At 67.2% G+C, this 14,237-nt stretch carries 12 protein-coding genes; 2 read left to right on the top strand and 10 right to left on the bottom strand.

What is annotated here, in order from left to right:
* Window positions 1–283 precede the first annotated feature (283 nt).
* The 6 genes from ftsZ to murC all read right to left on the bottom strand — a co-directional run bounded on the left by ftsZ (window position 284) and on the right by murC (window position 8,468).
* Window positions 284–2,122 carry a cell division protein FtsZ gene (gene ftsZ, locus QX094_RS04270; protein WP_315713428.1) on the bottom strand — a complete coding sequence of 613 codons (1,839 nt, stop codon included), beginning with the start codon at window positions 2,120–2,122 and terminating at the stop codon, window positions 284–286.
* A 90-nt stretch (window positions 2,123–2,212) separates the two neighbouring features.
* Window positions 2,213–3,532, bottom strand: coding sequence for a cell division protein FtsA (ftsA, locus tag QX094_RS04275; protein ID WP_315713429.1), 1,320 nt, complete (start codon window positions 3,530–3,532; stop codon window positions 2,213–2,215).
* Window positions 3,529–4,578, bottom strand: a complete 1,050-nt coding sequence (locus QX094_RS04280) for a cell division protein FtsQ/DivIB (RefSeq protein ID WP_316184008.1) — start codon at window positions 4,576–4,578, stop codon at window positions 3,529–3,531. The genes ftsA and QX094_RS04280 overlap by 4 nt, the downstream gene beginning before the upstream one ends.
* A 288-nt stretch (window positions 4,579–4,866) precedes the next feature.
* Complete coding sequence (locus QX094_RS04285; protein ID WP_316184010.1) at window positions 4,867–5,868, bottom strand: D-alanine--D-alanine ligase; 1,002 nt, start codon at window positions 5,866–5,868, stop codon at window positions 4,867–4,869.
* 70 nt (window positions 5,869–5,938) lie between these two features.
* The gene (gene murB / locus QX094_RS04290) at window positions 5,939–6,862 is read right to left on the bottom strand and encodes a UDP-N-acetylmuramate dehydrogenase (RefSeq protein WP_316184011.1); all 924 of its coding nucleotides are present in this window, start codon (window positions 6,860–6,862) and stop codon (window positions 5,939–5,941) included.
* A gap of 202 nt (window positions 6,863–7,064) precedes the next feature.
* Window positions 7,065–8,468 carry a UDP-N-acetylmuramate--L-alanine ligase gene (gene murC / locus QX094_RS04295; protein WP_315825274.1) on the bottom strand — a complete coding sequence of 468 codons (1,404 nt, stop codon included), beginning with the start codon at window positions 8,466–8,468 and terminating at the stop codon, window positions 7,065–7,067.
* 356 nt (window positions 8,469–8,824) lie between these two features.
* Between murC and QX094_RS04300 the strand changes: the two genes are divergently transcribed.
* Window positions 8,825–9,562 (top strand): carbonic anhydrase, encoded by a 738-nt coding sequence (locus QX094_RS04300; protein WP_315769162.1) that lies wholly within the window; start codon window positions 8,825–8,827, stop codon window positions 9,560–9,562.
* A gap of 4 nt (window positions 9,563–9,566) precedes the next feature.
* Here the strand turns inward: QX094_RS04300 and QX094_RS04305 are convergent, their stop codons facing one another.
* Window positions 9,567–10,226 (bottom strand): hypothetical protein, encoded by a 660-nt coding sequence (locus QX094_RS04305; protein WP_316184012.1) that lies wholly within the window; start codon window positions 10,224–10,226, stop codon window positions 9,567–9,569.
* Between the two features lie 15 nt (window positions 10,227–10,241).
* Between QX094_RS04305 and QX094_RS04310 the strand changes: the two genes are divergently transcribed.
* The gene (locus tag QX094_RS04310; RefSeq protein WP_315752429.1) at window positions 10,242–10,454 is read left to right on the top strand and encodes a hypothetical protein; all 213 of its coding nucleotides are present in this window, start codon (window positions 10,242–10,244) and stop codon (window positions 10,452–10,454) included.
* Here QX094_RS04310 and murG read toward each other — a convergent pair.
* The 3 genes from murG to murD all read right to left on the bottom strand — a co-directional run bounded on the left by murG (window position 10,451) and on the right by murD (window position 14,236).
* Complete coding sequence (gene murG, locus QX094_RS04315; RefSeq protein ID WP_316184014.1) at window positions 10,451–11,554, bottom strand: undecaprenyldiphospho-muramoylpentapeptide beta-N-acetylglucosaminyltransferase; 1,104 nt, start codon at window positions 11,552–11,554, stop codon at window positions 10,451–10,453. The genes QX094_RS04310 and murG overlap by 4 nt on opposite strands.
* Window positions 11,555–11,599: 45 nt before the next feature.
* Window positions 11,600–12,751 (bottom strand): putative lipid II flippase FtsW, encoded by a 1,152-nt coding sequence (ftsW, locus tag QX094_RS04320; protein ID WP_315752427.1) that lies wholly within the window; start codon window positions 12,749–12,751, stop codon window positions 11,600–11,602.
* Window positions 12,752–12,835: 84 nt separating this feature from the next.
* A complete protein-coding gene (murD, locus tag QX094_RS04325; RefSeq protein ID WP_316184016.1) occupies window positions 12,836–14,236 on the bottom strand; it encodes a UDP-N-acetylmuramoyl-L-alanine--D-glutamate ligase in 1,401 nt (466 codons plus the stop codon).
* Between the last annotated feature and the right edge of the window lies 1 nt (window position 14,237).

Below are 14,237 nucleotides of genomic sequence, written 5' to 3' on the forward strand. Positions count from 1 at the left end.
TCAGGCATCCCCAAGTCACGGCAGAACTTAACGAGAGCCCCAAAGAGCGCCAACTCACGCTTCTTTACGGATTGTTACCCCATCTCTGCCGTATTCGCGCCAACCCTTAACCAAACTGGAACGAGGCCTTAACCCTCCCGGTTCCCGATCTAAACACCGAAAGAATAATTAATCATTTAAAATCAGTTAGTTGAGCGGAAATCACGGAGCCCCGGCGGCCCATGGAAAAGGCCCGGCTCTCGCGAGCCGGGCCTGTTCAGCACCATCAGGGCTGTAACAATTCTCAGGTTGCCTGCCGGCGGAGGAAGGCCGGGATATCCAAATGGTCGTCTCCCTGTGGCGCCGGGGACACAGGCGCAGGACGGCCATGGACGTCCAGACCCTGCGGCGCGGGACGGCGGGCATATTCCGAGACAGGCGATTCGTGGCTCGCAACCTGCTGAGCAACGTTCCGCTGCGGCTTACGTTCCGGCAGGGGCGGCATCTGCGGCATGGCAGGACCCGCGGTCCGCACCGGCAGCGGCGGCTCGGCGTCCTCGTCCCGGCGGCCGAGACCGACATTGGCGAGACGCTGCAGCAGCGACATTCGGGTCTTCTGCGGATGCTCGTCGCCCTCGTCGCCCCTCGCCTGACGGATCTCGGCCTGGGCCGGCATCGGCAGGTCCTCGAACTTGGGCATGCGCGGCGCGCGGACGGGAACCCGCTCAGCGGCCTGGGGAATGAAGGTCTCGGGCGGGGCCGCCGGCTCGATCGGAGCCGCGCGCTGCGCCTCGGGCTCCGGGAACAGCGACGGCTTCTGCGCAATCGGGCGGACCGTCACGTCGCCATAAGAGGCTGCCGGCGCCGGAGCAGCCGAGGGCGCCGGCTCGCTTGCCATTGCGGCCGCAACGGCGGCCAGCGTGTCGCGCTCGAGATTCGGCGCCGGACGCGGCGCAGGCGCCATCGGCGCGGGCGCCGCGGCGGCGACGGCCGGAGCCTGCGACGCCTGCTGCTCGAGCTTGGCGGCGCGTTCAGCCAGGCGCTGATTGTCGGCGCGCAGGCGCGCAGTCAGATCGGCGAGGCGGCTTTCAGGGAGACCCGCGGCAGCGGTCGGGGCGGCGGCAATCGGAGCGACAGCCGCCGCCGGCTGTGAGGTCGTGACGTTCCGGTTGAACTGCGCCTGCTCGATGCCGGTCGCGACCACCGAGACCCGAATCAGCCCGTCGAGCGATTCGTCGAAGGTGGCGCCGACGATGATGTTGGCGTCCTGGTCGACCTCCTCGCGGATACGGGTCGCAGCTTCGTCGACCTCGAACAGCGTGAGATCCTTGCCGCCGGTGATCGAGATCAGGAGGCCGCGCGCGCCCTTCATCGACGAATCGTCGATCAGCGGGTTGGCGATGGCGGCTTCGGCGGCGGTGAGCGCGCGCTTGTCGCCGGAGGCTTCGCCGGTGCCCATCATCGCCTTGCCCATCTCACGCATGACAGCGCGGACGTCGGCGAAGTCGAGGTTGATCAAGCCTTCCTTGACCATCAGGTCGGTGATGCAGGCGACGCCGGAATAGAGCACCTGGTCGGCCATCGCGAAGGCGTCGGCGAAGGTGGTCTTCTCGTTGGCGACCCGGAACAGGTTCTGGTTCGGAATGATCAGCAGCGTGTCGACGACCTTGTGCAGCTCGGAGATGCCCGACTCCGCGGTGCGCATGCGGCGCGCGCCCTCGAAGTGGAACGGCTTGGTGACGACGCCCACGGTGAGAATGTTCATCTCGCGCGCGGTCTTGGCAATGACCGGAGCTGCACCGGTGCCCGTTCCGCCACCCATGCCGGCGGTCACGAACACCATGTTGGCGCCCGAGAGATGATCGCGGATCTCGTCGATCACCTCCTGCGCGGCGGCGGCGCCGACGTCCGGCTGCGAGCCGGCGCCGAGGCCTTGGGTCACCTGCGTGCCCATCTGGATGATGCGCTGAGCCTTGGACATGGTCAGCGCCTGCGCGTCGGTATTGGCGACCACGAAGTCCACCCCCTGCAGGCCGGCCGTGATCATGTTGTTGACGGCGTTGCCGCCCGCGCCGCCGACACCGAACACGGTGATCCGGGGCTTCAGCTCGTGGATATCAGGAGGGGTAATAGTGAGTGCCATGATTGCCTCTCGATCACGCGCGGGTGGGTTCGCCCCGGCCGCCGGCCGCGGTTGGTGTTGTTGAAAATCGCATGGGGTGGAAACCGGTCATCAGAAGCCCTCGCGTAGCCATCGTCCGACCTTTCCGAAGTAGCCGTCGGTTCCTGTCCCGACCTGCCGCGTATGCCGCGGTTCGACGTGTTCCAGGTGCGCGTATTGCGGATAGACCAGAAGCCCGGTGGGCACCGCGAAGGCGGCGTTCTTGGCCTCGTTGGGGAGACGGCCGAAACCGAGCGGACGGCCGACGCGCACCGGGCGGTCGAGGATCCGGGTCGCAAGCTCGACCAGCCCCGTCAGCTGGGAGGCGCCTCCGCTAAGGACGACGCGCGCCTTGGGTTCTGCCGCAAAGGGCGAATCCTTCAGCCGGTCGCGGACCATTTCAAAAATCTCCTCTGCGCGGTGCCTGACGATGTTCGCGATGGTGGCGCGGGACACGATCTGCGGAACATCCCGCTCGTTGTCACCGGCCGTCGGAACAGACATCAACTCACGCGCGTCGGACCCGCCAGTCAGCACCGTGCCATATAACGTCTTGATTCGCTCGGCATCTGCAATGCACGCTGATAGTCCGCGCGCAAGATCCATGGTCACGTGATGCCCGCCGAGCGCAAAACCGGAGGCATGGACGAAGCGGCCGCCGGAATAGATCGCGATCGTCGTGGTGCCGGCCCCCATTTCGACCACCGCCGCGCCGAGATCGGCCTCGTCGTCGGTCAGCACCGACAACCCGGCAACATACGGGCTTGCCGCCATGGCCTCGACGTTGAGGTGGCAGCGCTCGACCACGAGCATCAGGTTCTTGGCCACGGTGGCGTCGGTCGTGACGACGTTCATGTCGACGCCGAACTGCCGCGCCAGCATGCCGCGCGGGTCGCGGATGCCCTTCACGCCATCGAGCGTGTAGCCGACGGGCAAGGCATGCAGCACCGCGCGCCCGTCGCCGGTGGCGTGGTGCATGCCGGTTGAGGTCACGCGGCTGACATCGGCCTGGGTCACGGCGCCGCCGCGAATGTCCGAGGTGGCCTCGATCAGATGGCCCATGACGCGGCCGCCGGCGACCGGCAGCAGCACGGACTCGACCCGCACCTTGGCCATGCGCTCGGCAAGCGCGACCGCCTGCCGCACGGCCTGCTCGCATTCGACGGGATCGACGACGGCGCCGGCCTTGACGCCGCGCGACTGGATCTGGCTGTAGCCGATCAGCTCGACCGTGTGGGTGCGGCCGCGCAGCGCGTCGCTGGGCGGCGCCGGCTTCAGCCGCGCGATCATGCAGGCGATCTTGCTGGTGCCGACATCGAGAGAGGCCACAAGCGCGGTGCGCTTCTGGCCCATCGGGCGCGTCTTCGGAGTCTGGCGATCGAAGCCGGTCATGCGTCACCGGCCTTCTTCTTGGACTTCTTGTCCTTGAACAGCTCGTCGTGCGCCTTCGCTGCGTCCTCGGACAGTTGCACCGTCAGCCGGTCCGACAGCCGCAAGTCGATGGCGACGATGTCGCGCGAGAACAGCTTGTCGTCCTGGTCGAGCTGGGTCAGGGTCGCGAGCGCATTACCGACATCGTGCTCGGGCAGGCGAATATCGAGGCCGTCCTTGGTCCGCAGGTTCCAGCGACGCTCGCCGACGAACACGGCGGCCTTGGTGACCGCGCGCACCTGCGGGTAGCGGGCGAGCAGCGCCAGGAAATCACGCGCCCGGCTTTCGGCTCCCTTGCCGACCACGAGCGGCAGGGTCAGGAAACGGCGCGAGACATATTGCTCGAGCACGGCGCCGTCATCGGCGATGACCGAGAGGCGGCCCTCCTGCTGCCAGAGCGCGAACGCCTTGCGCTCGACAACGTCGATCTGGAGTTGATTCGGAAAGAACTTCTGCACCGTGGCTTCGGCGATCCAGGGGTTGGCCTTGAGCCTGTCGCGCACCGCGGCGGCATCGAGGAACAGCAACGAGGAGCGGCCGGTGACGCCGCCGACGGCGAGGATCTCGTCCTGGGTGAGCTGCTTGCGGCCATTGATCGCCACGGCCGTGATGCGGAAGCCGGCCGCATTGGCCAGGGCATTGCGGGTGTCGGACAGGGCCGCGCTGACGTCCTGGGCGTGGCCGCCCTTGACGATGCCGAGCCAGACGCTGCCGAACAAGAGTACCACCGTCGCCACGGTGCCGAGCCGCCGCGGCAGATAGCGCTCGACGAGTTCGACCACGCGCGGCGGCGCCTCGCGCTCGACCATCGGCGCGCGCGCGGCCTGCATCGACGCCAGATCTCTTCGGCTCGACCGCCTGCCTTGCTTCGTGCCGCCGTGCGCGAAGCGGATACGCGGAAGGCGGGCCGAGACATACTCGCGCAGCAGGATTGCCGCGCCAAGGGCAGCGGCTTTCAGGTTCGCTTGAGGCCTCTGCGATCGAGCGAGGCGTCCTGCACCATCCATTGCACGAGCTCATCAAACTGTTGCGCCCGCAGATACTCGCGGACCCACGCCTGCGCTCCCGGCCGGCCGGAGGCTGGTGACGTCGCGATGCGTGACGTCACGACCCGGCAGCCGAGCACCACTGAGGCGCCAGCGTTAACCTTCGGACGTCCTGGTAAACAAAAAGTAAAATCGGTCCGGAGAGACGAATTTTTTCTCCGATTTATGAGGACCTTGCCCGGAATTCTTAAGCATTTTACGGGTTACAGGAACCACCGGGAGACGCCGGGCCGGGTTCCTGCGGGGCGTCTACCGAACGCCGGATCGACGGCTGCGCCCCTCCGCCAAGGCGATCTGCTGATTGAGGAAATCGACAAAAGCGATCCCCTGCGCCGCGAGCGCCTTGGGATACAGCGAGGCCGCGGTCAGCCCGGGCAGCGTATTGGTCTCGAGATAAACGGGACCATTGGCCGAGACGATGAAGTCGGTCCGCGAATAGCCGCCGCAGGACAGCGCGCGATGCGCCTTGATCGCCTCCGTCTGCAGCGCGGCCGTCACCTCCGGACTGAAGCGGCCGGGACAGATCTCCTTCGTCGCCGCGGCGAGGTACTTCGCGAAATAGTTGAAGGCGCCGTCGGCGGGGAGGATCTCGATCGGCGGCAGCGCGATCAGCGAGCCGTCTACCTGTTCGAGCACGCCGCAGGTCGCTTCCGTTCCGGTGACGAACGGCTCGATCAGATACTCCTCGGTCGCGGCCGCCGCTTTGACGGCAACGAGGTCCTGGCTGGTGTTGACGAAGATCAGCCCAAAACTCGATCCGTCCTTCACCGGCTTGGCGATCAGCCGGCCGTAGCGCGCCAGCGCCGCTTCGGCGTCATCGAACGCGACGCCCTCGGCCGCTGTGACCCCGCCGAGCACGGCGAAGCGCTTGGCGGCAACCTTGTCGAAGGCGAGGTGCGAGGCGGCCGAGCTCGAGCCGGTGAACGGCACGCCGCGAAGCTCGCACATCAGTTGAAGCTCGCCATTCTCCGCCCGGCCGCCGTGGAGACCGAGCACCAGAACCCGATCCTCGACCCTGGCGCGATCGAGCGCCTCGGCGAGCGTCCCGATACTCTCACCATCGGCGGTGAACGGCTCCTCGAACGGCTTGGCGTGAGCCATGAGCGCCGGGCCGCTCGCCTGATGCACCGTGTCGTCGGCCTCCCAGAACCAGAGGTCAGCCTCGGGCAGCGCGGCATGCAGCGCTTTGGCGCTGGCGACCGAGACGAGGCGCTCCTTGTTGGAGCCGCCGAACAAAATCGTGGTGCGCATCAATGTCTTCTCGGTTGATCTCACAACCGCAGTCGCGATTGCGCTGACGTCACTTGAGCAGGCGGGGCGATCAGCTCGCCTTGACTCCGATCCGCTTGATCTCCCACTGCAACTCGATGCCCGATTTCGCCTTGACCCGCTCGCGCACGGTCTCGCCGAGAGTTTCGATGTCGTCAGCGGTGGCGTTGCCGGTGTTGATCAGGAAGTTGCAGTGCATTTCTGAAACCTGGGCGCCGCCGACCTTGAGACCGCGGCAGCCTGCGGCATCGACCAGCTTCCAGGCGGAATGTCCCGGCGGATTCTTGAAGGTCGAGCCGCCGGTCTTCTCGCGGATCGGCTGCGCCGTCTCACGATGCGCCTGCACCTCGGCCATGCGCGCCCGGATCGCCTCCGGCGCCGACGGCGTGCCGCGGAAGCGCGCTGCCGTGAAGATTAGCGACGGATCGACGCCGCTCGCGCGATAGGTGAACTTCATCTCGGCATTGTTGAAGCGGTGCGTCTTGCCATGGCGGTCAATCGCGATCGCCTCGACCAGGATGTCCTTTGTCTCGCCGCCATTGGCGCCGGCATTCATCCGCAGCGCGCCGCCGATCGTGCCGGGAATACCGAACAGGAATTCCAGGCCCGCGAGATTGGCCGACGCCGCGATCTCGGCGACGCGCTTGTCGAGCGCGGCGGTGCCGGCGGTCACGATGTCGCCCTCCGCCTTGACCTCGCCGAACGCGCGCGGCGCCAGCCGGATCACGACGCCCGGCACGCCGCCGTCGCGCACGATCAGGTTGGAGCCGACGCCGATGACGTAGAGCGGCAGATCACTGGACAGGTTCTTGAGGAAGTAGGCGAGGTCGTCGGCATCCGCCGGCGTGAACAGCACCTGCGCCGGTCCGCCGACGCGAAACCAGGTGAGAGGCGCGAGACTCTCGTTGGCGAGGAGCCGCCCGCGCAGCTCCGGCATTACGGCTTTGAGCTCGGGCGTAATGTCGGGGAAACTCACGCGGCTGCTCTCACATCGTGCGCCGACATCGTCAGGGTCGGCACGCACTCTCCGTTCCCTCCCCCCTTGTGGGGGAGGGTCAGGGAGGGGGGTGAGCCCCAGGCGCCGGCGCTCGTGGTCCCCCCCTCTCCACCTCTCCCCCACAAGGGGGGAGAGAGCAGAGTATGCCGCGTAGCTGCCAGCTCGCCCAACGACACAGCCCTCATCCCAGCGCCTTCAACTCACCGGGCAGCGCGTAGGCCCATTGCGTGATGTTGCCGGCACCGAGGCACACGACCAGGTCACCGGGCTTGGCGAGACCCTTGACGATGCCGGCGAGATCGGCGGCCTTCGGCAGCGGCACCACGTCGCGATGGCCGTGGGCGCGCAGGCCCAGAACGAAGTGATCGCGATCGATGCCCTCGATCGGCGCCTCGCCGGCCGGATAGACGTCGGCAACGACGACCGCATCGGCGTCGTTGAAGCAGGTGCAGAACTCCTCGAACAGCGATTGCAGCCGGGTGTAGCGATGCGGCTGCACCACGGCGAAGACCTTGCCATTGGTGGATTCGCGCGCCGCCTTCAGTACCGCCGCGATCTCGACCGGATGGTGACCGTAGTCATCGATCACGGTGACGCCATTCCACTCGCCGGTGCGGGTGAAGCGGCGCTTGACGCCGCCGAAGCCGGCAATCGCCTTGCGGATGGCCTCGTCGGACAGGCCGAGCTCGCGCGCGACCGCGATCGCCGCCGTTGCGTTCGAGGCATTGTGCCGGCCTGGCATCGGCAGCGCGATGTCGGCAATCTCGTGCGTCTCACCGCTCTTGCGGTCGCGGAACACGACCTTGAACGACGAGCCGCCGCCCATCGGCGCGAGGTCGACAAGGCGGACATCGGCTTGCGGGTTCACACCGTAGGTGATGATGCGGCGGTCCTCGATCTTTCCGACCAGCGTTTGCACCACCGGATGATCGATGCACATCACGGCGAAGCCGTAGAACGGCACGTTCTCGACGAAGGCGCGGAAGGCGTCCTGCACGGCCTCGAAGGTCTTGAAGTGATCGAGATGCTCGGGATCGACATTGGTGACGATCGCGACATCCGCCGGCAGCTTCAGGAAGGTGCCGTCGCTCTCGTCGGCCTCGACCACCATCCATTCGCCGGCGCCAAGCCGCGCGTTGGTGCCATAGGCATTGATGATGCCGCCATTGATGACGGTCGGATCGAGACCGCCGGCATCGAGCAGCGCCGCGACCATCGATGTCGTCGTGGTCTTGCCATGGGTGCCGGCGATGGCGACGCAGCTCTTCAGCCGCATCAGCTCGGCCAGCATCTCGGCACGCCGGACGACGGGAATGCGCTGGGCGCGCGCCGCCATCAGCTCGGGATTGTCGCGCTTGATGGCGGTCGAGACGACGACGACGTCGGCACCCGCGACGTTCTCGGCCTTGTGGCCGACGCTGACGGTGATGCCCTTCTCGCGCAGGCGTGCGACGTTCGCATTGTCCGAGGCGTCCGAGCCCTGCACCGTATAGCCGAGATTGCACAGCACCTCGGCGATACCGCTCATGCCGATGCCGCCGATCCCGACGAAGTGGATGGGTCCGATCTCGCGCGGCAGTCTCATGGGGCATCTCGTCTCAAGGGTTCCGGGCGCCCGGCGGGAGGGAGCGGCCGCGAATCATCAGCCCTTCTTGCAAGACATGACCGACCTGGACAAGTCCGCCCAGGCCGTAAGAATTGCCAAATTCGCAGGCGTTCGCCCGATTTTGGCCGATTTTGGCAGCCCAGCCGGCGCGGTCGGCCAGGAGTTCCCGCTCGATCCCACCTTCACAAATTGTTAAGCGCGATCACACGCTGCCCCCTCCCAACAGGATACCTGCAATTTTTGCGCGCTCGCCGCGTCAGTTCGCGTGGCATGAGTAGCGGGCGGCCGGCGTGCCGGGCACGCATATTTCAATCTTTGATGGAGAACCCTCGCCGATGTGCTCGCTGTGTGAAACGCACCCTCCCGTATTGTCCCGGCGCCGGCTGCTTGGCGGCGGCGCAGTGCTGGCTGCCGCGGCGGTCGGCGCACTTCCGGCGTTTGCCAAGGAAGCCAAGCAGGCGAGCGACAGCGCGATGCCTCCCAACGCCATCTCTCCGGACGACGCGATGAAGCGCATCGTCGATGGCAACGCGCGCTACGTCGCCGGCAACCTCGACAACAAGGATTTCTCGGCCGGCCGGGCAGCGCGCGCCGCGGCCCAATACCCGATCGCCGCGATCGTGAGCTGCGCCGATGCCCGGGTCGCCCCCGAGCTGGTGTTCGATCAAGCGCCCGGTGAGCTGTTCGTGGTCCGGGTCGCCGGCAATTTCGTCAACGACGACGGTCTCGCCAGCCTCGAATATGGCGTCAAGTTCCTCGGCACGCCTCTCGTGCTGGTGCTCGGTCACAGCGGCTGCGGCGCCATCGATGCGACGATCAAGGTACTCAAGGACGGCACCAAGCTGCCAGGCCACTTGCCCGCACTGATCAATGCGCTCAAACCCGGCGTCGAGGCTGCGATCGCGAAGAAGCCGCAGGATCTGCTGGCCGAAGCCACCGCGGAGAACGTGCGCAGCAACGTCCGGCGCCTGTCGACCGCCAAGCCGATTGTCGGCCGCATGGTCGCCGAAGGAAAGGTGAAGATTGTGGGCGGCATCTATGACATCGGCACCGGCCGGGTCACGATGATCTGACGCCTCAAGCTGGCCGCAGCACGCGATCCGCACGCGCGGCTGCGGCCGCGAGCCAACACACTTGGTGGCAGAACCAGGCCTCCACGGAGGCCACGAAACCCGGCGTCAGTATCAGATGCCGGCGCCCGTCGGCGAAGCGCAGCAGACCGCGCCCCTCCATGGTCGTCAGCAGATTGCGGATATGGGAGCGCGAGACGCCGAGCGAGCTCGCAAGCTCCGCCGTCGAAATCGCGACGGCCTCGCGCCCAACGGCGGACCGGGCGACGAGCGTCAGCGCCAGATGGATGCCGCTGTCGTGCTCGTCGGTCCAGGCGAGATCGGGAAATCCCGTCAGGGGCCGATTGTCGCGGCACAGCCAGCTCGCACATTGCCGGATCGTCTCCGCATAGAACGCGGCGTCATCCTGCAGACGAAGGCTCAGTCCGCCGGCATGCGTCAATCGGGCGTGGCAATCCAGATGCATGGCAAGCCAGCCTCGCAGCCCCTCGAGGATGACGGGGCCGGGCACCAGGTAGCGGATACGAGCATCCTCGGGATCGCGCTCGACGGTCACCAGCGACAGACCGCGCAACACCGCGACGAACGCCGCCGTCTGCCGCGGACCCGGCAGCCGCCTCTGCAGGCGTGTCAGGGTCGGCCGCTCGACCGGCTTGCGCGCCGACATGTGCATCATCACGATGTGCGCAGCGATTTCCGTCGGAGCGCGCTGACCGAACAGCTTGATCATCAGGCGTTGACCGCGCAGCGGCGCAATCAGCTGGTCGCAAAATCCGACGAGCACAGGCACAAAGGACGGATGGCGCCGCAAGTGCATCGGATGATCGTCAAGCAGGACAGCGCCATTGTCGGAGCTCCGGTTCATCATGGGATCACCGTGCGCTTGCGCGACTAGAGCGCCGCCGTCCTGATCACGAGATCGGCCAGCCGTTCCGCGGCATCGAGCCGCCCGGCTGTGCGCGCAGCCTGGGCCATCGCGGCGAGACGCGTCGGCTCGGCGGCGAGCGCCGAGATCTCGGAGGCCAGCCTGTCGGAGGTGAATTCGCTCTGCACGATCCGGATCGCGGCGCTCGCGTCCGACAGCACGCCGGCATTCGCGAACTGGTCCTGGTCGATGGCGCCCGGCAGCGGCACCAGGATCGAGGGCCGGCCGATCGCGGCGAGCTCGGCCACGGTGCCGGCGCCGGAACGCGAGATCACGAGGTGATTGGCGGCGAGCCGCGCCGGCAGGTCGGTGAAGAAGGGTTGCAGATCGGCATTGATCTTGAGCCGGTCATAGACCGCGCGCACCCGCGCCATGTCCTCCTGGCGCACCTGCTGGGTCAGCACCAGACGGACCCACAGCGCCGGCTCCAGCCGCTCGATCGCGCCGGGCACGATGTCGCTCATGATGCGCGCGCCCTGGCTGCCGCCGACGACGAGCAACCGCAGCGGCCCGGCGGTCTCCGGCGGGACATAGGGCACGCCCGCGGCTTCGAGGATTGCAGGTCGCATCGGGGTGCCGACCGTGGTCGTCTTGCCGGCCAGCGCGGGATCGCGGTCGAGCACGCCCGGCAACGAGGTTGCAATCGCCTTCACATGCGCGGACAGGAAACGATTGGCGCGGCCGAGCACGGCATTGGCGTCGTGGATCAGGCTGGGCACGCCGGCGAGGCGCGCCGCCAGCAGCGGCGGCACGGTCGGATAGCCGCCGAAGCCGATCACGGCCGCGGGCTTGAGCCGCCGCATCAGGTTGAAGGCCGCGATGGTGCCGGTGCCGAGCAGCAGCGCGGTGCGCGCGAGCGCGACCGGCGAGCGGCTGCGCACCGTCTCGCTCGGCACCACGTCGATCATGTCCTTGGTGAACAGGCCGCTGTAGCGCAGCGCGCGCGCGTCGGTGACGAGACGGACGCGATAGCCGCGCCTGATCAGCTCGACGCCGAGCGCTTCAGCCGGAAACAGATGGCCGCCGGTGCCGCCGGCCGCGAGCAGAATGAGAGGCGCGGTTGAGGTCATGCGCGCTTGTTTACAGGCAATGTCTCGTCATTGCGAGCCAGCAGCCTAAGCGTAATTGCGCAGCGCGCCGGCTGCGTCGCCGGCCTCGAGCTCCATCCGCGGCCGCTGTCGGGTCAGCGCCAGCATCATGCCGACGCCATAGGCCAGCGACACGATCGAGGAGCCACCGTAGGAGATGAAGGGCAAGGTCATGCCCTTGGCCGGGATCAACTGCAGATTGACCGAGATGTTGATGGCCGCCTGGATACCGAACAGGATCGCGAGGCCCGAGGCCGCGAAGCGCGCAAAGCTATCCTCGGTCGCATAGGCGCGCGACAGCGTGCGGATCACGATGAACGCAAACAGCGCGACCAGCGCCAGGCACAGGATGATGCCGAACTCCTCGGCAGCGACCGCGAACACGAAATCGGTGTGGCTGTCCGGCAGGCTGCGCTTGGCGATGCCCTCGCCCGGCCCCAGCCCGAACCAGCCGCCGTTGGAGAACGCCTCCATCGCGGTGTCGACCTGGAAGGTGTCGCCGGAGGCCGGGTTCATGAAGCGCTTGATGCGGCCGGCGACGTGCGGGACCAAGAGATAGGCGCCGAACAGGCCGGTGGCGGCGGCGCCCGCGAGGCCCGCAACCCAGATCATGCGCATGCCGGCGATGAAGAACAGCGAGCCCCAGACCATCAGGATCAGCATGGTCTGGCCGAAATCCGGCTCCATCACCAGGAGCGACACCAGCATCAGCAGCAGCACCAACGCCATCGTGGTCGCCGGCATGTCGGGCCGCCGCGCGGATTCCGAGAACAGCCAGGCGGAAACGACGACGAAGGCCGGCTTCGCCGCCTCGGACGCCTGGATGTTGACGCCGATCAGCGTGATCCAGCGCCGCGAGCCCTTCACCTCCGGGCCGATCGCGAGCGTCAGCACGATCAGCACGATGGCGATCGTGAACACCACCAGCGCGCTGCGCCGGATCTGGCGCGGCGACAGGAAGGAAACGCCGATCAGCACGATGAACGACGGCAGCAGGAACAGGACGTGGCGGTTGAAGAAGTGGAACGGATCGAGCCCGATCCGAGTCGCCACCGGCGGGCTGGCCGCGAGCGACAGGATCACCCCGCACAGCATCAGCGCGAGGATGGAGCCGAGCAGCGGCTTGTCGACCGTCCACCACCAGTCGGACAGCGGATTGCGTTCTTCACGGGAGAGCATCGGGCGTCCACCTGAGCCGAGTGTCAGCCCATTGGCACCCAGGATGGTTATCGAAGGGTTAAGAAAATCGCTGGCAATGCTGCCTCAGGCCACCCGCTCCACGCCCGGTAGCGCCTGCACCAGGTCGCGGAAATGCGTGCCGCGGATTTCGAAGTTGCGGAACTGATCGAAGGAGGCGCAGGCCGGCGACAGCAGCACCACGACATCCTTCAATCCCGAGGCCTCCGCATCGGCGGCCGCCTGGGAGACCGCGACCTCCAGCGTGCCGGACATGTCGTGCGGCACCTTGTCGCCCAGCGTGCCAGCGAACTCCGCGGCCGCCTCGCCGATCAGATAGGCCTTGCGGATGCGCGGGAAGAAACCCGCGAGGCTGGTGATGCCGCCGGCCTTCGGTTTGCCGCCGGCGATCCAGAAGATGTCGGCGAAGGACGACAATGCGTGCGCGGTCGCGTCTGCGTTGGTGCCCTTGGAGTCGTTCACGAACAGCACGTTGCCGCGACGGCCGACCTGCTCCATGCGATGCGCCAGGCCCGGGAAGCTGCGCAGCCCTTGCTGCAAAACGTCCTCCTTCACACCGATCGCGAGCGCCGCGGCGGCGGCGCAGGCCGCATTCTGAGCATTGTGCTGGCCGCGGAGCGAGCCGATGCCGCCAAGCCGGGCGACCTCGCTGCGGGCCCCGCCTGCACTGCACACAATCGTCTCGTGCTCGACATACAGCCCGTCCGCCAGCGGGTTCTTCACCGAGATGCGCACGACGCGCTTGCCGGCCCGGTCGAGCCGGTCGGCGATCGCGCGCGAAAAACCGTCGTCGACGCCGACGATCGCGGAGCCCTTGGACTGGACACTCGCCACCAAGCGCTCCTTTACGGCCGCGTAGTTCTCGATCGTGCCATGCCGGTCGATGTGATCCTCGCTGACATTGAGCAGGATGCCGACGCTCGGATCGAGCGATGGTGTCAGGTCGATCTGGTAGGACGACATCTCGATGACGTGGACGCGGCCCATGCGCGGCGGCTCGAGGGACAGGATCGCGGTGCCGATATTGCCGCCCATCTGGGTGTCGTAGCCGGCGACGCGCATCAGATGCGCGATCAACGCCGTCGTGGTCGATTTGCCGTTGGTGCCGGTGATCGCGACGAACGGCGCATCCGGCGCGTGCCGCCTGCGCTCGCGGCAGAACAGCTCGATGTCGCCGATCACCTCGACCCCGGCCTCGCGCGCCTTCAATACGGTCCAATGCGGCACGGGATGGGTCAGCGGCACGCCCGGCGCCAGCACCAGCGCGGCGAAGTTCGCCCAGGAGACGGTGCGCAAATCGGCGGTGATGAAACCCGCCTTCGCCGCTTCCGTCATCCGATCGGCGCCGTCGTCGGCCGCGATCACTTCGGCGCCGCCGGCCCGCAGGGCATGACACGAGGCCAGCCCCGAGCCGCCGAGCCCGAACACGGCGACGGTCTTTCCAGCAAATGCGGTGACGGGGATCATG

Origin of the sequence: Bradyrhizobium sp. SZCCHNS1050 (assembly GCF_032484785.1) — a bacterium.
Lineage (GTDB): Bacteria > Pseudomonadota > Alphaproteobacteria > Rhizobiales > Xanthobacteraceae > Bradyrhizobium.

Coding starts and splice junctions, on each gene's coding strand:
- ftsZ (WP_315713428.1), bottom strand. CDS start 2,122: ATGGCACTCACTATTACCCCTCCTGATATCCACGAGCTGAAGCCCCGG.
- ftsA (WP_315713429.1), bottom strand. CDS start 3,532: ATGACCGGCTTCGATCGCCAGACTCCGAAGACGCGCCCGATGGGCCAG.
- QX094_RS04280 (WP_316184008.1), bottom strand. CDS start 4,578: ATGGATGGTGCAGGACGCCTCGCTCGATCGCAGAGGCCTCAAGCGAAC.
- QX094_RS04285 (WP_316184010.1), bottom strand. CDS start 5,868: ATGCGCACCACGATTTTGTTCGGCGGCTCCAACAAGGAGCGCCTCGTC.
- murC (WP_315825274.1), bottom strand. CDS start 8,468: ATGAGACTGCCGCGCGAGATCGGACCCATCCACTTCGTCGGGATCGGC.
- QX094_RS04300 (WP_315769162.1), top strand. CDS start 8,825: ATGTGCTCGCTGTGTGAAACGCACCCTCCCGTATTGTCCCGGCGCCGG.
- QX094_RS04305 (WP_316184012.1), bottom strand. CDS start 10,226: ATGTCGGCGCGCAAGCCGGTCGAGCGGCCGACCCTGACACGCCTGCAG.
- murG (WP_316184014.1), bottom strand. CDS start 11,554: ATGACCTCAACCGCGCCTCTCATTCTGCTCGCGGCCGGCGGCACCGGC.
- ftsW (WP_315752427.1), bottom strand. CDS start 12,751: ATGCTCTCCCGTGAAGAACGCAATCCGCTGTCCGACTGGTGGTGGACG.
- murD (WP_316184016.1), bottom strand. CDS start 14,236: ATGATCCCCGTCACCGCATTTGCTGGAAAGACCGTCGCCGTGTTCGGG.